General features: G+C 43.5%; 20 protein-coding genes and 1 tRNA gene. 16 read left to right on the forward strand and 5 right to left on the reverse strand.

The annotated features are described in order from the left end of the window. Nucleotides 1–8 precede the first annotated feature (8 nt). Complete coding sequence (locus tag EQY75_RS10700) at nucleotides 9–512, forward strand: GTP-binding protein (protein WP_342773988.1); 504 nt, start codon at nucleotides 9–11, stop codon at nucleotides 510–512. A gap of 3 nt (nucleotides 513–515) precedes the next feature. On the opposite strand, the gene era is transcribed toward EQY75_RS10700, so the two are convergent. Next, nucleotides 516–1400, reverse strand: a complete 885-nt coding sequence (gene era, locus EQY75_RS10705; protein WP_129605724.1) for a GTPase Era — start codon at nucleotides 1398–1400, stop codon at nucleotides 516–518. Next, complete coding sequence (locus tag EQY75_RS10710; protein ID WP_129605726.1) at nucleotides 1387–2751, reverse strand: alanine/glycine:cation symporter family protein; 1365 nt, start codon at nucleotides 2749–2751, stop codon at nucleotides 1387–1389. The genes era and EQY75_RS10710 overlap by 14 nt, the downstream gene beginning before the upstream one ends. A gap of 121 nt (nucleotides 2752–2872) precedes the next feature. Here EQY75_RS10710 and EQY75_RS10715 point away from each other — a divergent pair. From EQY75_RS10715 to EQY75_RS10740, 6 genes are all read left to right on the forward strand, one after another. After that, a tRNA-Met gene (locus tag EQY75_RS10715) sits at nucleotides 2873–2945 on the forward strand. A 631-nt stretch (nucleotides 2946–3576) separates the two neighbouring features. Next, complete coding sequence (locus EQY75_RS10720) at nucleotides 3577–5778, forward strand: hypothetical protein (protein ID WP_129605728.1); 2202 nt, start codon at nucleotides 3577–3579, stop codon at nucleotides 5776–5778. 465 nt (nucleotides 5779–6243) lie between these two features. Further along, entirely contained in the window at nucleotides 6244–6768 is a 525-nt protein-coding gene (locus tag EQY75_RS10725; protein WP_129605729.1) for a GNAT family N-acetyltransferase, read from the forward strand. A gap of 6 nt (nucleotides 6769–6774) precedes the next feature. After that, complete coding sequence (locus EQY75_RS10730) at nucleotides 6775–7527, forward strand: hypothetical protein (protein WP_129605731.1); 753 nt, start codon at nucleotides 6775–6777, stop codon at nucleotides 7525–7527. An 89-nt stretch (nucleotides 7528–7616) separates the two neighbouring features. Further along, entirely contained in the window at nucleotides 7617–8786 is a 1170-nt protein-coding gene (locus tag EQY75_RS10735; RefSeq protein WP_129605733.1) for a glycoside hydrolase family 16 protein, read from the forward strand. Between the two features lie 98 nt (nucleotides 8787–8884). Next, nucleotides 8885–9448 carry a nuclear transport factor 2 family protein gene (locus EQY75_RS10740; RefSeq protein ID WP_129605735.1) on the forward strand — a complete coding sequence of 188 codons (564 nt, stop codon included), beginning with the start codon at nucleotides 8885–8887 and terminating at the stop codon, nucleotides 9446–9448. Between the two features lie 75 nt (nucleotides 9449–9523). Here EQY75_RS10740 and katG read toward each other — a convergent pair whose 3' ends face one another. Next, complete coding sequence (katG, locus tag EQY75_RS10745) at nucleotides 9524–11764, reverse strand: catalase/peroxidase HPI (protein WP_129605737.1); 2241 nt, start codon at nucleotides 11762–11764, stop codon at nucleotides 9524–9526. A gap of 206 nt (nucleotides 11765–11970) precedes the next feature. Here katG and EQY75_RS10750 point away from each other — a divergent pair, with 206 nt between their 5' ends. The 9 genes from EQY75_RS10750 to EQY75_RS10785 all read left to right on the forward strand — a co-directional run bounded on the left by EQY75_RS10750 (nucleotide 11971) and on the right by EQY75_RS10785 (nucleotide 17958). Beyond that, a complete protein-coding gene (locus EQY75_RS10750; protein ID WP_129605739.1) occupies nucleotides 11971–12336 on the forward strand; it encodes a VOC family protein in 366 nt (121 codons plus the stop codon). Nucleotides 12337–12363: 27 nt separating this feature from the next. Further along, complete coding sequence (locus EQY75_RS10755) at nucleotides 12364–12906, forward strand: DUF1697 domain-containing protein (RefSeq protein ID WP_129605741.1); 543 nt, start codon at nucleotides 12364–12366, stop codon at nucleotides 12904–12906. Between the two features lie 51 nt (nucleotides 12907–12957). Further along, a complete protein-coding gene (locus EQY75_RS10760; RefSeq protein WP_129605743.1) occupies nucleotides 12958–13518 on the forward strand; it encodes a VanZ family protein in 561 nt (186 codons plus the stop codon). Between the two features lie 88 nt (nucleotides 13519–13606). Continuing rightward, a complete protein-coding gene (locus EQY75_RS10765) occupies nucleotides 13607–14077 on the forward strand; it encodes a DinB family protein (RefSeq protein WP_129605745.1) in 471 nt (156 codons plus the stop codon). An 84-nt stretch (nucleotides 14078–14161) separates the two neighbouring features. After that, nucleotides 14162–14584: a hypothetical protein gene (locus EQY75_RS10770; protein WP_129605747.1), complete on the forward strand. Its 423-nt coding sequence runs from the start codon at nucleotides 14162–14164 to the stop codon at nucleotides 14582–14584. A gap of 123 nt (nucleotides 14585–14707) precedes the next feature. Then, nucleotides 14708–15454: a hypothetical protein gene (locus tag EQY75_RS10775; protein ID WP_129605749.1), complete on the forward strand. Its 747-nt coding sequence runs from the start codon at nucleotides 14708–14710 to the stop codon at nucleotides 15452–15454. Nucleotides 15455–15542: 88 nt separating this feature from the next. After that, the gene (locus tag EQY75_RS14020; protein WP_165200632.1) at nucleotides 15543–15710 is read left to right on the forward strand and encodes a hypothetical protein; all 168 of its coding nucleotides are present in this window, start codon (nucleotides 15543–15545) and stop codon (nucleotides 15708–15710) included. A 25-nt stretch (nucleotides 15711–15735) separates the two neighbouring features. Continuing rightward, nucleotides 15736–17499 (forward strand): glycoside hydrolase family 2 protein, encoded by a 1764-nt coding sequence (locus EQY75_RS10780; RefSeq protein WP_246019869.1) that lies wholly within the window; start codon nucleotides 15736–15738, stop codon nucleotides 17497–17499. Nucleotides 17500–17571: 72 nt separating this feature from the next. Then, nucleotides 17572–17958: a hypothetical protein gene (locus EQY75_RS10785; protein WP_129605752.1), complete on the forward strand. Its 387-nt coding sequence runs from the start codon at nucleotides 17572–17574 to the stop codon at nucleotides 17956–17958. 15 nt (nucleotides 17959–17973) lie between these two features. On the opposite strand, the gene acs is transcribed toward EQY75_RS10785, so the two are convergent. Then, nucleotides 17974–19881, reverse strand: coding sequence for an acetate--CoA ligase (gene acs / locus EQY75_RS10790; RefSeq protein ID WP_129605754.1), 1908 nt, complete (start codon nucleotides 19879–19881; stop codon nucleotides 17974–17976). Between the two features lie 10 nt (nucleotides 19882–19891). After that, nucleotides 19892–21577 (reverse strand): sodium:solute symporter family protein, encoded by a 1686-nt coding sequence (locus tag EQY75_RS10795; RefSeq protein WP_129605756.1) that lies wholly within the window; start codon nucleotides 21575–21577, stop codon nucleotides 19892–19894. Between the last annotated feature and the right edge of the window lie 7 nt (nucleotides 21578–21584).

Raw genomic sequence — 21584 nt, forward strand, 5'->3', positions numbered from 1 at the left:
AGGATAAAGTGAAAGGTATAAATACACTTCCCTCGGAGATTGTTTTAAGGCCCCGCTTTCAATTAGAGCAGGAAGCCAGCAATGAAAAGCTACTCAACGCTTTTGAAAAAACAAAACGCCCACCCTTTATAATTAAACGTTTGGATGACCACGTCTTTATCAAATTCAACAAGCAAGAAGTGCATTTTTGGTCGCCACAGCTTCAGTTGGAGATCGTTGAGAAGGAAGAAGGCGGTAGCACATTATACGGCTTGTTTGGCCCCAACCCTACCCTGTGGACCTTTTTTATGTTCTTGCATTTTGGAGTAGGAACCTTTTTCGTCATTTTTGGCATATGGGCCTACAGCAGTGCAGCGCTTGATAAGCCGTACGTTTGGCAGTTAGGCATTATGGGGCTTTTGGTTGCCCTCTGGTTTGTTTTGTATGCCTTTGGGCGAGCGGGAAAAAAGAAAGGCAAATCACAAATGCAAGCGCTGTATTCCTTTATGGAAGACATCCTGGGAAAGGATTAGTAACTAGGATTGGTAGCCAAAACGTTTTAACTGATTACTGTTGCTTCTCCAGTTCTTATTGACTTTTACGTAGAGTTCAATGTGAACCTGTTTTCCAAAGAATTGTTCAAGGTCTTTCCGGGCTTCAACACCAACCCTTTTAAGTGCACTACCCTTATGGCCGATTAAAATCCCTTTTTGAGAGTTTCGCTCTACCATAATCACTGCACTGATCCTGATGATATCTTCTGCCTCCAGGAATTCCTCGGTCTCAATTTCTACGGCATAGGGAATTTCTTTTTTGTAGTGCTTTAATATCTTTTCCCGAATGGTCTCGTTCACAAAAAAGCGTTCAGGACGGTCCGTTAACTGATCTTTTGGAAAATAGGGAGGAGCTTCCGGCAACAAGGCTACTATTCGTTCAAAGACATTCTTGACGTTAAAATTGGTCAGAGCTGAAATGGGATGCAATTCTGCCTCCGGCAATTGTTCCTGCCAGTATTGCACCTGCTCTTCAAGCAATGCCTGGTCTGCAGTATCGATCTTATTGAGCAACAACAGAACAGGGATCTTACTCTCCTTTAACCTGCTGAAAAAAGACTCGTCCTTAAGTGCTCTCTCCCCGATCTCAACCATATATAACAAAACATCTGCATCTTCAAAGGCCGACTTCACAAAATCCATCATGGCACTTTGCAGTTCGTAGGCGGGTTTTATGATGCCGGGGGTATCAGACAAGATCATTTGAAAATCGTCTCCATTGACGATCCCCAGGATCCTGTGCCGGGTTGTCTGTGCTTTGGAGGTAATTATAGAGAGCTTTTCCCCGATAAATGCGTTCATCAGCGTAGACTTCCCCACATTGGGATTTCCTATAATATTGACAAAGCCGGCTTTATGTTTTTCCATTTTTTAGTTGAGCAAAGTATTTTTTGGATGCTGCATTTACTTTGGGTGCAAGGTACAACACTGCGATCATATTTGGAATGACCATTAAGGCATAAGAAAGGTCGATCAGGTTTTTAACCAGATCGAGGGAAGCTACGGCAGCAAAAACAATCATCAGCACAAAATACACATTGTACCACTTTCCAATTTTTGCATTAGAAAGGAAGGACAAACTCTTTACTCCGTAATAAGAGTAGGTAAATAAGGTAGAAAGGGCGAAGGCTGAAACGATAATCATAAGTAATTCATCTCCATACCCAAAAAGTGTTCGCCTGAACGCTGTGAGTGTCATCACTATCCCGCTTCCATCTTCTAAATACGCTCCACTGAGGATAATAACCACTGCGGTAAACGTACATACCATAATGGTGTCAATAAACGGGCCGAGCATAGCCACCAGGCCCTCTTTTATAGGCTCATCATTTTTTGACTGCCCGTGATACATGGGAGCACTTCCCAGCCCGGCTTCGTTAGAAAACATAGCTCTTCGTATCCCGATAATGACAAGGCCCCAAAAGCCTCCGGTTACTACCGTATTAAAATTCCATGCTTCTGAAACGATCATTTTAAGGGAAGGCCAGACAAGTTCCGAATTCATTACCATAACCACGATGACAGCTGCCAGGTAGACCAACACCATAAAAGGGACAATGGCTGAGGCCACTTTTGCAATTTTGGTCAGTCCCCCGAAAATCACAAAAGAGGTAATGACGGCAAGGATAAGACCTATCCCCAGTTTCCAGTTAAAATCACTGGTGGCATAGAGGGTCTCCGCCGGATTAACCACACTCATAAAGGTCTCTGTAAACTGATTCGCAGTAAACACTCCGAGAAAGCCAAAAAGGCCACAAATACAAAAGAATACCGCCAGCGGGCGAGCCTTAGCACCCATTCCCTGTGTTATGTAGAACATAGGTCCTCCTTGTAATTTACCTTCTGAGTCTGTGCCTCTGAACATGATAGACAGGCTACAGGAATAGAATTTAATACACATGCCTATCAGCGCCGTAATCCAGATCCAGAAGACTACCCCGGGGCCTCCATCGTGAATGGCTATGGCCACACCGGAGATATTTCCCAGGCCAACAGTTGCCGCCACAGCAGCTGATAGTGCCTGAAAGGAACTTACATCACCTTTTGCATTTTTATCATCATACTTTCCCGAGGTGATGGCAATAGCGTGACCAAAGAAGCGGTAGGGTAAAAATCTCGAATAAAAAACCAGGAAGAGCCCGCCTCCTATCAAAAGAATAAACATAGGCCACTCCGTGTAGGGAATCAGGCTGGAGAGAAAATCATTTAATTTTTCCATAGGCAAGCTGAAGTTCCGAAGGTAGGTATTTTTCGTTTTTTAGTCGGGCCCCGGCCATCAAATAATTCTGAGAGCAAATCTTGATATTCCTAAAAAACCGTTGTATCTTTGCCGTCCACATCGCGGGGTAGAGCAGTAGGTAGCTCGTCGGGCTCATAACCCGAAGGTCGCTGGTTCGAGTCCAGTCCCCGCTACAAAGAAAACCGGTCGCTGAAAGCGATCGGTTTTTTATTTGTGGAAAAGCCAAGCTTGCTTGAGCTTTGGAACAAATGAAAAAGCGGCCAGTGCGCAAGCACTGAGACCGGCTTTCTTTGTAAAGCTACCCCCCAGGCCCTTTCCGAAACGAAGTTGAGGAAAGAATCCAGGCCCCTGGGGAAATTCCAAATTCCAAGCTCCAAGCTCCAAGCTCCAAGCTCCAAATTCCAAATTCCAAATCCCAGAGTATAGCTGGTTTGATGGAGAGCAAAAACCAAAGTCTCGATTTACAAGGCGGATGGCTTTCTTTGTAAAGCTACCCCCAAGGCCCTTTCCGAAACGAAGTTGAGGAAAGAATCCAGTTTCCTAAGGGAAATTCCAAGCTCCAAATTCCAAGCACCAAGTGCCACGCTACAAGCTCCAAATTCCAAATTCCAAGTAACAAGTATGTGGTCTTTAAGGAACACATAGCTGCAAACCGAGCTCGCTCGAGTTTGCGGAAAAAGGTAAAGACATAACCTCGCAAGGGCGAGGTTGATGGGTTTCTTTGTAAAGCCGATAAGAGCCACCATTTCAAACTATTAAAGACTTTTTTGTACATTGAAGTAGTTAATCAAATTGCTCTAAACCTTGAAATTCTTCGAGGAACTTAAAAAACGTAATGTTTATAAAGCTGGTGCGGCCTATCTGATTACCAGCTGGCTTCTCCTGCAAATTGTGGATGTCATTGGGCCCAATCTGGGATGGCCGGATACCCTTGGTACATTACTAACCAAAATTCTCATAGTTGGATTACCAATTACCCTGGTTCTTGCCTGGCTGTATGAGCTAACTCCCAAAGGGTTTAAAAGAACCGGCACCTATCAGGAGGAGGCAGCAGATAACAAGAAGGCTGGGCGAAGGTTGAATTATTTCATTATAGGCGTCCTTTCGATTGCTGTTTGCTTTTTGCTAGTCGATAAACTGTTCTTATCCGAAAAATCAAATCAGAACCAGGAGGCCAGCATTGCTGTATTGCCATTTAACTTTTTGAGCACGGTCGATAGCCTTTCCTTTATGTCGGAAGCCCTAAGTGGCGCAATTAGTGATAAGTTAAGTAAAGTAAGTGGCTTGGTGGTAATTGGCAAAACTTCAAGTTCACAGTTCAGAATACAAGGTGATCTTGTTAAGGAAATTAGACAAAAACTGAATGTAAATTACTTAATGGAAGGGGACCTCTTATTGGAAAGTAATCGCATTCGATTATCGACCAGACTAATTAATACCTTAAACGGCAGGGTTCAATGGCAAAAGAAGTACGACCAGGATTTTGAAACAGTGATGGACCTTGAAGATGACATTGCAGATAACGTAGTTAGAGAATTAAGAGTTGATGTTTTTCCGGATGAGTTCCTTCGGTTACGTAAAAAGGTTGCCAAAAACACTGAAGCATATAAACTTTATCTGAAAGGTGAGCAATTAGGTCAAAAGCGTGATCAGGAATCTCTTAGGCAAGCGATTACCTTAATCGAAGAAGCCATTATCCTTGAACCCGATTTTGCCAAAGCCCATGCAGAACTTGTCATTCTTTATCAACTCCTACATAATTATGGAGAATTGAACCGTGACATAATGGTTGAAAAGATGCAGGATCACCTTCATAAAGCACAAAGCATAGATGCAGAATTGCCTGAAGTACTTACGGCTTCAGCCAGAGTGGAAGGTGTAATTAACAGGGATACTTCCAAAGCACTAGCCTATGTCCGAAAGGCTATCCAAATAAATGATAACTATGCCCCGGCATACTATGCATTGGGCAATCAGCTGGAGCGGATGGGTATGCAATCTGGAGCTATCCAGGCCTTGAAAAAGGCATATCAACTTGACCCCTATAACGACACCTATGTCTACAGATTGGCTGGTGTATACTATTACAATGAAGATGAGCCCGAGAAGGCCTGGGAACTCATAAATCGTATGTTGGAGGAAGATCCTTCAGCTTGGCTTACTGCAGGAAGAAAGGCCAGTATCCTTTGGAGAGAACCTTATGGTGATTTGGCCGGATCATTTATTACCATTCATAAAACTCGAGAGGACAATCAGTATGAGGCTTTCCAATTGGCTCTTATGGTAGATCGCTGCTTGAGTCTAGACTTAGCACCAATAGCAGAAAGATTTGTCAATTTACTACAAGGTAGGTACCCCAGCAACAGATTAATCTTAGGAAGACAATCGAAATTATACTTATTTAATAAGGACTTTAGGGACAACATAGATCTGATTAAGGCGTGGGCAGCAAACGGTAAAATATCGGAGGATGAGGCAACTATATCTCTTGTAAAACAATACATTTCATTGCATCAATATGCGAAGGCAGAAGAACTTTTAAAATCTCTTTATCCAGAACTCTCTAAAACACTCGATTCTATAGATTCCGATGGCAAATTGCCAAATTATGAGTACCGCATAATCATTTTTTTCTTAGAAATTCGAAAGGCAAAAGGAGAGGACGATAAAATAGATATGATACTCAAGCAACTGTATGAAAATGAAAAAGGCTGGCATGAAAATTTTTATGCCTTGAAAAACTATTATTATTTGAAAGGTGAGGTTGATTCACTTGTTTACCACTTGGATAAGGCGTGGTTTGAAAAAAAGGACAGAGGGCGGTATCCTATTCTAGAGAATTATAGAATGGGTGATTTTCAGGACTTAGAGAAGGAACCTCTATTTATGGATTTTATAAATAAAGTTTTGGATGAAACCCACCGCCAGCGGGCAGAGGTCATAGAATACCTTAAAGAACAAGGCGACTGGGACCCGGCCTGGGATAAGGAATTATTACTTGAGTAACTCGGTCCAATGGGCTGCAGACGTCAGATCAATTATGGTTCCTCCAGTCGTCAAATACCGCTGATAAATATGTTGTGCTATGACAACTTTCTTTGTAAAGCTACCCCCCAGGCCCTTTCAGAAACGAAGTTGAGGAAAGAATCCAGGCCCCTGGGGAAATTCCAAATTCCAAGCACCAAAATTCAAGATAAAGCAAGCATTTCAGCAAAGAAGAAGCTAAGACCTCGCTAAGGCGAGGTTGATGGCTTTCTTTGTAAAGCAAGCTCCAAATTCCAAATTCCAAATTCCAAATAGCAAGTATGTGAACTTTAAGGAACACATAGCTGCAAACCGAGCTCGCTCGAGTTTGCAAAAAAGGAAAAAGCAGCGACATGCGAAGCGTGGCGGATAGCTTTCATAAATTAATAATCTGCCTTTCACTTCTGGGTTAAACACTATCTTTAGGAAGTACCTAATTTGAAATATTTGAAACCAACACCCATCCTCGAAACCGACCGCCTTGTATTAAGGGAACTATGCCCGGATGACGCCGAAGACATGCTGCGATTACATTCCCATCCCGAGGTACAGCGATACACGGGTGAGGCGGTGATCACCACCGGTGCTGGTATCCGAGAAAAGATCGAGGAAAAAATGCACGACTACATTACCTACGGCTATGGGCGCTGGGCTACCGTTTTAAAAGATGGAAATCAATTTATTGGCTGGTCCGGGCTGGCTTATTTACCGGAGTTCGACGAGATCGATGTAGGGTATAGATTCCTGCCTCAATTCTGGGGGAAAGGCCTGGCCACCGAGGCCACCCGAGCGATTTTGGGGTATGCATTCAGCGATCTCGAATTAGAGCGCATCGTCGCTATCGCCATGAAGGAAAACAGGGCCTCGATTCGGGTCATGGAGAAAGCGGGGATGCACTTTGACAAATATGCCCCCTATTTTCCCGATATGGAAGAGCTCGTCTGGTACACTTGCGAACGAGATAATTATTGATACACCATGCTAAAATTCTTTAGACAAATCAGGCTGGAACTTATGGAGAAAAATAAAACAGGAAAGTATTTAAAATACGCCATTGGAGAAATTGTACTGGTCGTTATCGGGATACTGCTGGCCCTTCAGATCAACAACTGGAACCAGGACCGGCTCGATCTGAAAGAAAAGCAAAATCTGCTCCAAAAGGTACAGCTCGAATTCGAGGCTAACAAAATATTATTGGCCGACTATAAAACCGCCTGTCAACAGACCATGATAAACCTGAATACCCTTCTGGAACTGGTCGGCAGCAACCGGGAGACCCTGGAGGCTCAAAATCTGGACAGTATTTTTTACAATAGTTTCCTTGGCGAAGAACTCGGGCTTTCTGAGAATTCCATTAACAGCATTATACAAAGCGGACAGTTGAGGCTCTTCAGGAACGAACCCATCACCACCTTATTTCAGCAATGGAATGCCATTTCTTCCGTTCGGGTGAGGCGGGAGGAAAAACTGGACTACTGGACCAACAACCACTTCATCCCATTTTTATTGCCCTTCATTTCATTTAAGGAAATGGATTCTAATGCAGGTTACTTCTGGTCCGGAAATTCCAATTTGAAACCGGATTATTATCCCCTATTTCATAAAATAGAGTTTGAAAACATGCTGGACAACACCTTGTGGATGAACCAGCAAGTCCTAATCCGCCTTGAAGAGTCAGAGGTATTGATCGAGGAGATCCTCAGGGAAACCCAATCTCAGGTATCGGAATGACTCCCCTTCCGCCGATCTGCAATCGCCAAAACCGGGATATCACCTAAAAAATCAGTATCATTGACGACCGAAGTAAGTAATATATCCTCATGGTCAAAATCAAATATATAAAGGTGAACGTAAAACCCAATGTTTTCAGTTCCTTCATGCTTGCCTTTTTGCTGGTGATCTCCTGTAGTTCCTCAGATGCAGAGCCTGTGCTCAAACCATCGAATCTGACCGTGATCATCACTGTTGTTGGTGCTTCAGATACTCAACCTGCTGGTGACGGATCAGGAGAAGTGAGAGTGAGTGCATTTGCCCAGGATGCGGTAGGATACGCCTATAGATTTGACAACGGAGAATTGCAGGAAACCACTTCCAGAACCATGAGTCATACCTTTGAGCGGGAAGGAACACATTCCTACGCCGTAGAAGTGCTTGCCTATTCCGCGACCGGAGAATCCATTTCCGAGACGCGCTCAGTAAGCATCTTTAAGGGAGCTCTGGAGGAAGAAGCAAGTGAAGAGGAAGAAGAAGGCACCCTGGTATTTTCAGATGAATTTGAATACAATGGAAGTCCCGACTCCTCAAAATGGCACCACCAGGTGATAGGACCAAATAACGGCAGCTGGTACAATGATGAACTTCAGCACTATACGGACCGGTCGGAAAACTCTTTTGTAAGCAATGGCACCCTGAAGATCAAGGCACTAAAGGAGTCGTATACCAGCGGCGGCGTATCTAAATCCTATACATCAGCCCGTTTGAATTCCAAATTTGCTTTCACTTATGGAAGAGTGGAAGTAAGGGCTAAATTACCTGCCGAAGCCGGTACCTGGCCCGCTATCTGGACCCTGGGGGCCAATATTAACGAAACTGGAAACTATTTTGGGCAACAGTATGGAAATGTGGGATGGCCTGCTTGTGGGGAAATCGATATCATGGAGCAAAGGGGATGGGATAAGATCAATACCATTGCTTATTTCCATTGGGGAAATACGAATACAGGGGCGTATCAAAGTGAAGGATCAGAAACTGCAGTCCCGGATTCAACTCAGGAATTTCACCTGTACGTACTGGAATGGGATAGCAGCAGTATGAAAGTTTTAGTTGATGACATCCTGGTCTATGAATTGTCAAACACACAGGATAAGCCCTATGACAATCCACATTATCTCCTATTGAATATTGCCATGGGAGGCAATTTGGGCGGTGAGATTTCCACAGATTTTACAGATGCTACTTTGGAGATCGACTATGTGAGAGTATATCAATAATTTATTCTACGCCCTCAATATAGCCCTCAGGTATTGCTCAACTTTACGTTGTTTTTTTTTGTAAATTGAGTTCCTAATAACCAATTAAATACCAAACGATGAAAAAACAATTTATTACCCTGGGGATCATGGCGCTATGCGCATTTTCTGCATGTAAACAGGCTACCCCCGAAGAAGAAATGACCCCAAAAGAAACCCCTGATTATGCCGCATTTGAATCTAAGGTTGCCATTATCAGTGCATTTTACAAAGCTCATGAGGCTGAAAATCTGGAAGCCTTAGGCAATATGCTTTCTGATACTCTGCAGTGGAGCCCTCCACAATACAATGGCAACCAGTGGCTTGGCAAAGAAGATCTTTTGGGAGCGTTAAAGAATTATCACGAAAATTTTGAGGACATCCAGTTTACTCCCGGAGTAGTCACACCAGAGACCACCGCTAATGGATATTGGTCTGGTTCAGTATTTCCTGAGGGGACTGCCACCGATGAACCTGTTAATATTCGTGTCTATGGCACCTGGAACGCTACACATACCGAAACCGGGAAACCCATAGGTGTGAAATTCTACGCACTTATTTCTGTTAATGATGAAGGTAAGATCGCCAGTGCGTCAGATTATTTCGATGTAAACGGGCTTGCTGCTCAAATTGCTGCAGAGTAGTCCCTAATAAACAAAACACTTAGTTAATAAAAATGGCCCCTTCCGGGGCCATTTATTTTTAATGTGAGGCTAAGTTTAGGCCAGGTCAAATCGATCGAGATTCATCACCTTGTTCCATGCCTTTACAAAGTCATGTACAAACTTATCGTTGGCATCGTCCGAGGCATATACCTCAGCCAGTGCTCTAAGTTCGGTGTTAGAACCAAATATCAGATCTACCCGTGTTCCTGTCCATTTTTTCTCTCCTGTACTCCTGTCGTGACTTTCGAAAACTTCCTGATCATCATCAATCGCTTTCCATTCATTGCTCATATCAAGGAGGTTAACAAAGAAGTCGTTGCTGAGAGTACCCGGTTTATCCGTAAACACCCCGTGTTTTGAACCGTCATAGTTCGCATCGAGTGTTCTCATACCCCCTACCAGTACAGTCATTTCAGGAGCCGTCAGGGTCATCAGCTGAGCTTTGTCTACCAACATATCTTCAGTAGATACAGCTGATTTAATTTTTCTGTAATTCCTGAATCCGTCGGCCATGGGCTCGAGTACTTCAAATGCTTCTGCATCGGTCATTTCAGCAGAGGCATCCGTGCGTCCGGGTGCAAATGGTACTGATACCTCTTTCCCTGCATCCTTCGCGGCTTTTTCCACTGCAGCACTTCCCCCGAGAATTATCAGATCTGCAAGAGATACCTTTTTATCTCCTTTTTGAGAAGCATTAAAGTCGTTTTGAACCTTAGTGAGCTTGTCCAGTACCTTTCCTAATTGAACAGGATTATTTACTTCCCACTGATTCTGTGGTTCGAGCCTTACCCTGGCTCCATTTGCTCCACCACGGTTGTCAGAACCTCTGAAAGTAGAAGCTGATGCCCAGGCGGCACCTACCAATTCGGATACTGTTAATCCAGAGCTCAGAATAGTTTTCTTAAGCTCCTCAATATCATTCTCATTAATTAATTCATGGTCTACTGCAGGAACAGGATCTTGCCAGATCAAGTCTTCAGAGGGAACCTCAGGTCCAAGGAAGCGAGTTTTTGGGCCCATGTCGCGGTGGGTAAGTTTATACCAGGCTTTTTGGTAGGCCTCTTTAAATTCTTTCGGGTTTTCGAGGAAGTGTCTTGAAATTTTTTCATAAGCCGGATCCATTCTAAGGGAGAGGTCGGTCACCAACATAAACGGAGCGTGTTTCTTTTCAGGATCATGTGCGTCAGGAATAGTCCCTGCTCCTGCTCCATCCTTAGGCTGGTATTGCCATGCTCCGGCCGGACTTTTAGTAAGTTCCCATTCGTAGCCGAAAAGATTTTCGAGGTACTTATGACTCCACTTGATAGGCGTATCTGTCCACGCACCTTCCAGTCCGCTCGTTATGGTATCCGAACCTATGCCAGTCTTAAAGTTACTTTTCCATCCAAGACTCTGTAATTCAATTGGAGCCCCGGCAGGTTCGGCCTCAAGATAATCTGCATCACTCGCAGCTCCGTGAGTTTTACCAAAAGTATGCCCTCCGGCGATCAAAGCAACGGTCTCATAATCATTCATTGCCATTCTTCCAAAGGTCTCCCTGATGTCATGAGCCGCAGCCACAGGATCTGGGTTAGCGTTCGGGCCTTCCGGATTTACATAGATTAGACCCATGTGCGCAGCGCCCATTTGTCTTTCCAGTTCACCCTCTTCATTGTAGCGTGCCTTGTTTCCAAGCCATTCTGTTTCTGAACCCCAGTAAATATCTTCTTCCGGCTGATAAATATCTTCACGTCCACCGGCAAATCCATACATGGGCAAGCCCATGGATTCATGAGCAACGTTTCCGGCCAGGATAAGTAAATCTGCCCAGGATATTTTTTTGCCGTATTTCTTTTTAATCGGCCATAAAAGAACTCTGGCTTTGTCCAGGTTGGCATTATCCGGCCAGCTGTTCAAAGGGGCAAATCGCTGTGCACCGGTACCTCCTCCTCCGCGTCCGTCCGAAATTCGATAAGTTCCTGCGGCATGCCATGCCATACGAATGAAGAAAGGGCCGTAATGGCCGTAATCAGCCGGCCACCAGTCCTTAGAATCTGTCATCAACTCAGTAAGATCCTTTTTAATCGCCTTTAAATCAAGACTTTCAAACTCTTTTGCATAGTTGAATTCCTTGCCCATGGGGTCAACCAATTCAGAATGCTGTCTGAGAATATTGAGATTTAATGAGTTGGGCCACCAATCGCGATTGGTAGTACCACCTCCTGCAACCTGCTGTAAGTCTCCATTGAGAAACGGGCATTTGCTTTCGTCATTGGCCCGGTAACTCGATCCGTTGCCATTGTTTATATCTTCCATGTTCTAATTATTTAGGTTTCTTGAGAATGTACCAAATTTACCAAATGAAACTCTATTATCGAACGGGCTTCGATCGATATAAACTATGGCTCATGTTAATTTCCGATTTTGTATTTTATTAGTGGGTATTGATGTGAAGTATTGCCACCCAAATGGTGTAATGATCCAAAAATTACTCCTTAACTTAAACAGACTTATATTGTGATATGAATTCAGCTCAAACCTCATTACAAATAATTCCTGTCCTCTCCTCATCTGATATTGAGCGCGATCTGGCATGGTATAAAAAGCATACCGGTTTTAATTATGCTTTTGGTGATAAGGGTTATGCAGGTTTACAGAGGGAAAAACTCGAATTCCATTTACAGTTTCATCGTGGAACTGATGAAGATCCGGTTCATGGATCTGTAATAAAAATCTTTGTTCAGGAAATTGTGCCGTATTTTGAAGAGTTTGTAGAAAGAGGCACTGTTGAAAAGGACAAATTGCGATTAAATACACCCTGGGGTACTCATGAGTTTGGATTCTTCGATCTCAACAATAATGCTGTGTTCATCGTTCAGGATATCTAATTACAGGGTTCGAATCCCATACAGAATATGATTACTTATGTAATTTTTTTAAGGGGAATAAATGTAGGAGGTCATCATAAAGTGCCAATGGCTCAACTTAGGCACGAAATGGAACAGATGGGGTTTACAGAGGTTTCAACCTTGTTAAATTCCGGCAATGTAATATTCCGAGCGCAGGAGGAAGATGAAGAAAAACTGAGTATCGTGATTTCGTCCCGGATTGCAGATGTATTTGGATTTGAGATACCAGTTACTACTATAAAAGCTGACCGAATTTTAAAACTAACAAAGGCGGATCCTTTTAAGGGTGAAGCGTTGAAGGAGGGGATCAAATTTTATGTTACTTTCTTAAAAGAAGAAAAGGAAGATATGATTCCCAGCCCCTCAGAAAACGAGGATGCCTCAATAAAGATCATCTTTGTCGCCAAAGGAATGGTCTGCAGCGTACTCGATCTGAATAAAAGCAAAACCCCCAAGGCCATGGAATTCCTTGAAAAAATCTACGGCAAAGAAATCACAACCAGGAATTGGAATACTGTAATGAAGGTGGTCAATAAATTAAATTTCTAAGACTTATAAATATTGTAAATTACAATTTAGAATGTAGGTTAACCACTTTAGATGGATACAAATACCAATATAAGGAAGAGGTACCTGTGGCTGGCCGTTCTTATTGTATATCTCACCATACTTTCCACCCTGTTTATCGGGCAACCTCTTGCTAACGAACTCAGGGATCAAAATGTACAGGCTGTGTTCTTTCTTTTTGGGATGTTTATGGTTGGGATCGCGGTTTTACTCCACGGCTTAATTAGCAAACCATCAAAGATCGAATACGCGGTATTATTCGGAATTATCGGGGTCTATGTCATGTTCTTTTTTCGGCTGGGTGCCCCGGAAAGAAGTCATCTTATAGAATACAGTGCTCTGGCTATCCTCTTGCACAAAGCAATTCGCAGGGAAATTGCTCCGGAGCGCTCCATATGGCTGCCTGCAATTCTTGCATGGCTATCAGGAATTTTTCTTGGAACACTGGATGAAGGAATCCAATACTTTCTTCCTGAACGTGTTTTCGACCCTGTTGATATTGTATTTAATAGTATGGCCATTTCTATGGCAATTATCGCTACTATGCTTCTAAACTGGTTAAATAAAAAGTTCACAAAACGAAAAGTTAACTAAGTAAGGCCCTCATGGAAATCATCATTTTCATTTGCCCTATATTTATTGTGCAATTCTCAAGACTTTATTACAACAATTAAAATATAAAATGGCTACATCTGCTTTAATCGCCAAACACATAAAGGAATTCTATTTTGGAGGAAATTGGACCGCTGTGAACCTGAAAGATAGCCTTGGCGGACTCAATTGGGAGCAAGCTGCACATCGCCAGGGCGACTTACACAGCATTGCCGAACTCGTCTACCACATAAATTACTTCGTCCGAGTCGTGATCCGTGTTTTGGAAGGAATTCCCCTCGAGGGTAAGGACGCAGAAAGCTTTAACTGTCCTCCGATCCAAAATGAAAACGATTGGAAAGAGCTTAAAAAAAATACCTGGAAAGATGCCGAGGAATTTATCAAGCTGGTACAACAGCTCCCCGACGACCAATTATCGGCATTGCTCGCCGATGAAAAATACGGAAGCTATGAGCGTAATCTGATGGGCATCATTGAACACTGCCACTACCATTTAGGGCAGATCGTACTTCTCAGAAAATTACTTAAAAAAGGGATTTGATCAAAAATCATTACATTTAAAATGATAAAAATCAGCCTAATACGCTTCGCAGTATTTTTTGAATAACCTTAAAACCAAAAAACCATGAATCCTATTTTCCGAAATATCCTGGCAGTTATCGCAGGCCTTGTGCTGGGCAGTGCTGTAAACATGCTCTTCATTTCGCTAAACGGACGCGTAATTACCCTGCCTGAAGGTGCTGATGTCAGCACTATGGAAGGCCTGAAGGAGAGTATGTCCCTCTTTGAACCCAAACACTTTATTTTTCCCTTTTTAGCCCATGCCATTGGCACATTAATAGGCGCTTATTTTGCTGCGAAAATTGCGGCTACAAGAAAAATGATGTTTGCCATGATAGTGGGTATTGGTTTCCTGATTGGCGGAATTATAAACGTAATCAACCTTCCGGCTCCTGCATGGTTCTCAACCCTTGACCTGATTGCGGCATATATCCCAATGGGATGGTTAGGGGGGCGATTGGGAACCAAACATTCTAAAAAGAACTAAGAAAAGTTAAATCTTTGTTTTTGTTCCAGCCTTGCAAATACATTGACCCGGCCTTCATTTAGCTCATTTAAAATTTTCACGGTTCTCAAAAGCATATTTTAAAAACCTTAAACCAACCATATCATGTCTGAACAAAAAAAATCCAGGACACCCTGGGATATCATTCAATCGTCCATCCTGCTCCTTACCCCCGTTCTTGTTGCCGTAATGGGGTACTTTTTTAACAAAAGTCTTACTGAAATTGAAAGTCAGATTGCCAACGTAACTGCCATGAAACCTTTTATGGAAATGATTGCTGATCCTGATATTACTACCTCCAAAATGGGAGCTTATGCCATCTACATGCTCAAAAAAGATGATGATCCTCAAATTGCGGCTCAGATGATCTTAGCCCCGGGAAAACAACATTTACTGGATGTACTTGTGGATATAGGAAATCGGGATACAGCCATTAAGAGTGTAGTAAATCACGTACTTGATAATCTCGATCTGTCCTCAGGAGATACAAGTCAGTTATCTGATATCCAAAAAAATGCTCTTAGTATTATCGACAAAATTGACAAGCAGACGGCCAGCGAACTAATCGATACTGATGAAGGAGAACCTTCGGCTACGGACTGGTTATATCTGGGGAATTTTTCACCAGGACAAAAAAATGACCGTATTATCAGTGAACGGCCCCAAAAAGGCCAGGATTATATCCTCATTAAAGACGCCAATGTCCGCGCAGATAAACCGAGAAAAGAAAATGGATACAAGCTACCGTCATTTGTTAGAGTAGCAAAAAAGGGGAGTACGATTAACATCGACACACTAACTATTGACAAAAAAGGACATAACTGGGCCAGAGTACGGTTTCTCGATGAATAAAATAGAATTCGAAAGTGTTTTTAGTACCTTTAAGGAGCTGTAGGTACTTCCGGGAGAGCTCCCGGGAGACCCTTAAAACCAACTTACTATGAAAAAGGTCTTGATCCTGAATGCACTTATCTGGGCAGGTGTTATCCTGATTGCCTCCTCGCTTGTGGGGGACCATCCTCAATATCAAATCCTTATCGGCGTATTAGCTGTTGGATTCACTCTTCAGAACGGCTTTACTTATGCCTTTCTAAAAGATAAAGACTGAGAATTAGTGATATTTCTACACCCCTATGAAGTTTTTAAGCTACTTACTTGGTCCTATTCTGTTCCTTGTCTTCTCAATATCCACATCCGCCCAGCAAGCGGAAATTATAAACGCCTTCGTTAGGCCACATACTTCCCTTAATGGTTCCTGGAAATATATTGTGGATCCCTATGAAAATGGATTTTACAACTATCGTCTCGATGCCTTTGAGGACCAGGAAGACCCGGGGAAGAATGCTTTTTTTACCAACTCCAAACCCACTGATCCCTCTGAACTAATTGAGTACGATTTTGACCTTAGCGATAGCCTTCAGGTTCCCGGTGACTGGAATTCCCAAAAAGAAAAACTATTCTATTACGAAGGTTCTTTGTGGTATAAGAAGTCTTTTGATTATAAGCCTAAGGACCCGTCGAACCGGATCTTTGTCCATTTTGGGGCTTCTAATTACAAGTCGGATATCTACCTGAACGGGGAGAAATTGGGACAACATGTAGGCGGATTCACTCCCTTCTCATTTGAAATAACCCAATCCCTGAAAACAAGGGATAACTTTCTGATCCTGAAAGTGGATAATAAAAGAATTAAGGAGGGAGTACCCACCCTGAATACGGATTGGTGGAATTACGGAGGACTTACCAGGGATGTCAAACTTATTGAGACCCCCGACACCTTTGTTTATGATTATTTTCTTTACCTCAATCCAATTGATCCCAATCAGATCCTGGGCTTTGTAAAGCTGAAGGGGAGCCAAAAATCTGAACGAGATGTTCAATTGAATATTCCGGACCTAGCCGTGTCACTAAGGTTGAAGACAGATAAGGAAGGGCATGCAGAAATTGACTTCTCTGCCAACCAGATTAGATATTGGTCTCCTGAGGATCCTTATCTATACGGGTTAGAAATATCATCGGGAGAAGACCAGATTACAGATCAGATCGGATTCAGAACGATCAGGACCAGGGGAACTGAAATTTTACTGAATGATAAAGCCGTATTCTTAAAAGGAATTTCCATACATGAAGAAAAGCCGCTGCAGGGAGGCAGGGGCAACAGCCTTGATGACGCAAGGCAGCTCCTTTCATGGGCCCGGGAAATGGGATGTAATTTTGTTCGCTTAGCGCACTATCCCCATAATGAACATATGGTGAGATTGGCCGATGAGATGGGGTTTTTGGTGTGGGAAGAAAATCCGGTCTACTGGACGATCTCATGGGATAATCCAAATACGTATGCCAATGCCGCTCAACAACTCACCGAGCTTATCACCAGGGATAAGAACAGAGCTTCAGTCATTATCTGGTCTATGGCAAACGAGACGCCCTCAAGTGATTCCAGGAATGACTTCCTTACTAATCTTTCAGTATTGGCCCGGGAAAAAGACCCTTCCCGACTCATAAGTGCAGCGCTTGAGCAAGGCCGGGTGAATAACAATCCGTTAATACGTACTATTGATGATCCCTTTGCCTCTGTCGTAGATATTCTCAGTTTTAATCAATACATCGGTTGGTACGAGGGGCTTCCCGATAAACTGGCAAAAATAAGTTGGAGAATAGAACACGATAAACCTGTTTTGATCTCGGAATTCGGAGCTGGGGCCAAATACGGCCTGCACGGAGATAAATTAACGCGATGGACTGAAGAATACCAGGAATTTCTCTATGAAGAGACTTTAAAAATGCTTGAGGCCATCCCCCAACTTCAGGGCATGTCTCCGTGGATACTTGTCGATTTCAGATCCCCCGGAGGGTTCTTCCGGGAATACAGGATAGATGGAATAGAAAAGGCTTAATTTCAGAGAAAGGAAATAAGAAAAAGGCTTTTTACACCCTTCAAAAATACTACCATTCCAAAGACTAAGACCTTGATACTCCTCTCGCAAATTCTGGTAGTTTTCTTCGGGATTTTTTTGATTACGGTAGGTTTTCTGATGTTGCTTACCCCAAACCGGATTTGGAGGATTTTAAATAAAGCGGCCAGCACCCCTCTGATCCACTTTGGTGAATTGTCTTTGCGAATGATTCCGGCTGCAGGATTGATCATCTATGCCCCTCATTCAACATTTCCCGATATTCTCCAGATCCTTGGCTGGTTTATGCTGGCAACATCAATAATCCTTATGCTTTTACCCAGAGCCTGGCATTATGCATACGCTCAAAAGTGCGCAAATATGCTGTCACCCTATACCATCAGGCTTATCGCCCCACTCTCTTTTGCATTTGGCGGTTTTGTTCTCTTTGCCTGCTTATAATCTATTTGGAATTAATCATTGTGCATCCTCAATGATGGCTTCCACCACCTCAGGATTCAACAAGGTACTTATGTCGCCCAGATTGGAGGTATCCCCGGAAGCAATTTTACGTAAAATACGCCGCATAATCTTCCCGCTTCGTGTCTTGGGCAAGCCGGGAACAAACTGAATTTTATCGAGCTTTGCAATGGGACCGATATGCTCTGTGATCTGCTGATTGATTTCCTTCCGAAGGTTCTCCTGTTTTCTGGATTCCCCTATCTCTTTAAGTATTACAAAACCATAGAGGGCGTTGCCCTTAATATCGTGGGGGAAACCCACAATGGCCGATTCGGCAACCGCAGGATGTTCATTGATGGCATCTTCAATGGGAGCTGTCCCAAGATTATGTCCAGACACGATGATCACATCGTCTACCCTGCCGGTTATCCTGTAATAACCTACGGCATCTCTTTTGGCTCCGTCTCCGGTAAAATACTTGTTATCATAGGCAGAAAAATAGGTGTCGAAGTACCGTTTATGATCTCCCCAAATAGTTCGGGCCATTGAGGGCCAGGGAAACTTGATACACAGTCGGCCTTCTACCTGATTTCCCTTTAATTCCTCACCTTTCTCATCCATCAAAGCCAGCTGAACCCCTATAAATGGCAGGGTAGCAAAGGTGGGCGTAGTTGGCGTTACGTATGGAATGGGAGAAATCATTATCCCGCCGGTTTCTGTTTGCCACCAGGTATCAACAATCGGACTTTTATGTTTTCCGATGTTATTGTTATACCAATGCCAGGCCTCTTCGTTGATTGGCTCACCTACTGTCCCAAGTACCTTTAGCGAACTGAGGTCGTGTTTGTCTACATAGTCGAGACTCTCTTTTGCAAGTGCCCTTATGGCTGTAGGGGCCGTATAAAACTGGTTTACTTTGTGTTTTTCCACAATCTGCCAGAATCGGCCATAGTGCGGATAGGTAGGCACCCCTTCAAACATTACCGTAGTTGCCCCATTCGCCAATGGGCCGTAGACGATATAAGAATGTCCTGTAATCCAACCAATATCTGCGGTGCACCAGTACACGTCATTTTCCTGATACTTAAAAATATTCTTAAACGTATAGGCTGTATAGACCATATATCCAGCACTACTATGTACCATGCCTTTAGGTTTTCCTGTGGATCCGGAAGTATAAAGAATAAACAAGGGATCTTCCGCGTCCATCACTTCGGCGGTATAGGTGGCCTTGGCTTTATCCAACAAAGGCTGCAACCATTGATCCCTGCCCTGTTTCATTTTTACTTCTGAATTGATTCGCTTCGCCACAAGAACCGAGTGCACACCCTTACATTCTTCCAAAGCTAAATCCACAATACCCTTGAGGTCTATGGTCTTGGATCCCCTGAAAGAACCATCAGACGTAATGACCATTTTACAATCACTGTCGTTGATCCTGGTGGAAAGTGCCTGAGCCGAAAATCCGGCAAATACTACGGAATGCACGGCTCCTATCCTTGCACACGCAAGGACCGAAACGGCTAGTTCCGGGATCATAGGCAAATATATACATACTCTGTCCCCTTTCTTTACCCCTTTATCCTTAAGGACATTGGCCATTTTACAAACCCTGCTATAAAGCTCGTTGTAAGTGATATGTTGGGCTTTTTCCTTAGGGTCATTCGGCTCAAACAAAATGGCCGTCTTATCTCCCCTGATATGGAGGTGCCTGTCAATACAATTCTCGGTAATATTCAACTTAGCATTTTCGAACCATGTGACTTCGGGTTTGGAAAAATCCCATTGTAATACTTTCGTCCAGCGTTTCCTCCAGACAAAGTGTTCTTCTGCTATCTCTTCCCAAAATGTTTCAGGCTCACGAACAGATTTTCGATAGAGCTGAAAATACTCTTCCAGATTTTTAATGCTATAATTACTCATAGTCTTCTATTTAATTTGATCTCCCTCCCCCTTTTGGCAAACGGATGTTTTCAACTATTTCCTGTACCTCAATCGGAGGATCCTCGAAGAAAGCAGAGACAGAGAGGGATACTATAAAATTAAGCAACATCGCCACAGTTCCAAAACCTTCAGGAGAAATTCCGAACCACCAGTCAGATGAATTGCCGCCGCCAAACATATCAAACTTAAATCTCAGCATATAGTACAGCATAATGGCTATCCCTGCAACCATTCCGGCAGTAGCTCCTTCCTTGTTCATTTTTTTATAAAAAATTCCCAGTATGATTGCGGGAAAGAAAGAAGCTGCTGCGAGCCCGAAGGCTAATGCCACAGTAGCGGCTACAAAATCGGGTGGATTAATACCAAAGTATCCTGCTATACATACCGCTATAACGGCAGAAATCCTTGCCAGAACAAGTTCGTATTTATCAGAAATATCTGGCTTCCATTGCTTTTTAATAAGATCATGGGAAATAGCCGTGGAAATAACCAGTAACAGGCCTGCAGCAGTTGAGAGTGCTGCTGCGAGTCCGCCGGCCGCAACCAGGGCGATCACCCAATTGGGCAGATTGGCTATTTCGGGATTTGCCAGGACCGTAATATCAGGGTCTACTGTAAGCTCATTCTTATCAGGATCTCCCACATACTGTATTCGTCCGTCCTGATTTTTATCATCAAAGACAATTAAGCCTGTGGTTTCCCATTTCCGAAACCATTCCGGCATTTCATCGTACGGTTGGTCACTAACGGTTTCTATGAGATTCGTTCGCGCAAAAACTGCGACCGCCGGAGCTGTTGTATATAGAATAGCGATAAAAAGCAGGGCATAGCCTGCTGATTTCCTGGCATCCCGAACATTGGGAACGGTAAAAAAGCGTACGATCACGTGGGGTAAACCCGCGGTTCCTACCATCAGAGCAGCGGTGATACAAAAAATGTCTATTGTCGATTTGGAGCCATCCGTATATGCGGTAAAACCAAGGGCTTCGGAGAGGCCATCCAATTTATCCAGAAGGGAAATTTCTTCTCCCAATACCTGGGCACCCATTCCCAATTGTGGGACGGGATTTCCCGTCATTTGAATGGAAATAAAAATTGCAGGAACCATGAAGGCAAAGATCAGAACGCAATATTGTGCTACCTGCGTATACGTAATCCCCTTCATTCCCCCGAGTACCGCATAAAACAAAACGATGATCATCCCTATGATCACCCCGGTATTTATAGGTACTTCAAGGAATCGGGAAAATACCAGTCCAACTCCTCTCATCTGTCCTGCTACGTATGTAAAGGAAACCAGGAGGGCACAAATAACAGCAACTGTTCTTGTTATATTAGAATAGTAGCGATCCCCTATAAAGTCGGGTACCGTAAATTTTCCAAATTTTCTCAGGTAAGGAGCGAGAAGAAGGGCGAGTAGAACGTATCCTCCCGTCCAGCCCATCAAATAAACGGACCCGTCGTAGCCGGTGAAAGACAGCAGGCCGGCCATCCCTAAAAAGGAGGCTGCAGACATCCAATCGGCTGCCGTTGCTAAACCGTTAGCCAGCGCTGGCACATGACCCCCGGCGATATAAAAGTCGCTGGTAGAAGCAGCCCTCGACCAGATTGCGATCCCGATATAAAGCGAAAATGAAATGACGACCAGAAGGAGCGTCCAACTCTGTACGTCCATACTTTAA

Origin of the sequence: Muriicola soli (genome assembly GCF_004139715.1) — a bacterium.
In the GTDB taxonomy this organism is placed as follows: Bacteria; Bacteroidota; Bacteroidia; order Flavobacteriales; family Flavobacteriaceae; genus Muriicola; species Muriicola soli.

What these genes read in the sequence shown, in the direction of transcription:
- EQY75_RS10710 (WP_129605726.1), bottom strand. Translation starts at nt 2,751, where the DNA reads ATGGAAAAATTAAATGATTTTCTCTCCAGCCTGATTCCCTACACGGAG.
- katG (WP_129605737.1), bottom strand. Translation starts at nt 11,764, where the DNA reads ATGGAAGATATAAACAATGGCAACGGATCGAGTTACCGGGCCAATGAC.
- EQY75_RS10755 (WP_129605741.1), top strand. Translation starts at nt 12,364, where the DNA reads ATGATTACTTATGTAATTTTTTTAAGGGGAATAAATGTAGGAGGTCAT.
- era (WP_129605724.1), bottom strand. Translation starts at nt 1,400, where the DNA reads ATGGAAAAACATAAAGCCGGCTTTGTCAATATTATAGGAAATCCCAAT.
- EQY75_RS10795 (WP_129605756.1), bottom strand. Translation starts at nt 21,577, where the DNA reads ATGGACGTACAGAGTTGGACGCTCCTTCTGGTCGTCATTTCATTTTCG.
- EQY75_RS10730 (WP_129605731.1), top strand. Translation starts at nt 6,775, where the DNA reads ATGCTAAAATTCTTTAGACAAATCAGGCTGGAACTTATGGAGAAAAAT.
- EQY75_RS10765 (WP_129605745.1), top strand. Translation starts at nt 13,607, where the DNA reads ATGGCTACATCTGCTTTAATCGCCAAACACATAAAGGAATTCTATTTT.
- EQY75_RS10750 (WP_129605739.1), top strand. Translation starts at nt 11,971, where the DNA reads ATGAATTCAGCTCAAACCTCATTACAAATAATTCCTGTCCTCTCCTCA.
- EQY75_RS10775 (WP_129605749.1), top strand. Translation starts at nt 14,708, where the DNA reads ATGTCTGAACAAAAAAAATCCAGGACACCCTGGGATATCATTCAATCG.
- EQY75_RS10780 (WP_246019869.1), top strand. Translation starts at nt 15,736, where the DNA reads ATGAAGTTTTTAAGCTACTTACTTGGTCCTATTCTGTTCCTTGTCTTC.
- EQY75_RS10760 (WP_129605743.1), top strand. Translation starts at nt 12,958, where the DNA reads ATGGATACAAATACCAATATAAGGAAGAGGTACCTGTGGCTGGCCGTT.
- EQY75_RS10735 (WP_129605733.1), top strand. Translation starts at nt 7,617, where the DNA reads ATGGTCAAAATCAAATATATAAAGGTGAACGTAAAACCCAATGTTTTC.
- acs (WP_129605754.1), bottom strand. Translation starts at nt 19,881, where the DNA reads ATGAGTAATTATAGCATTAAAAATCTGGAAGAGTATTTTCAGCTCTAT.
- EQY75_RS10740 (WP_129605735.1), top strand. Translation starts at nt 8,885, where the DNA reads ATGAAAAAACAATTTATTACCCTGGGGATCATGGCGCTATGCGCATTT.
- EQY75_RS10770 (WP_129605747.1), top strand. Translation starts at nt 14,162, where the DNA reads ATGAATCCTATTTTCCGAAATATCCTGGCAGTTATCGCAGGCCTTGTG.
- EQY75_RS14020 (WP_165200632.1), top strand. Translation starts at nt 15,543, where the DNA reads ATGAAAAAGGTCTTGATCCTGAATGCACTTATCTGGGCAGGTGTTATC.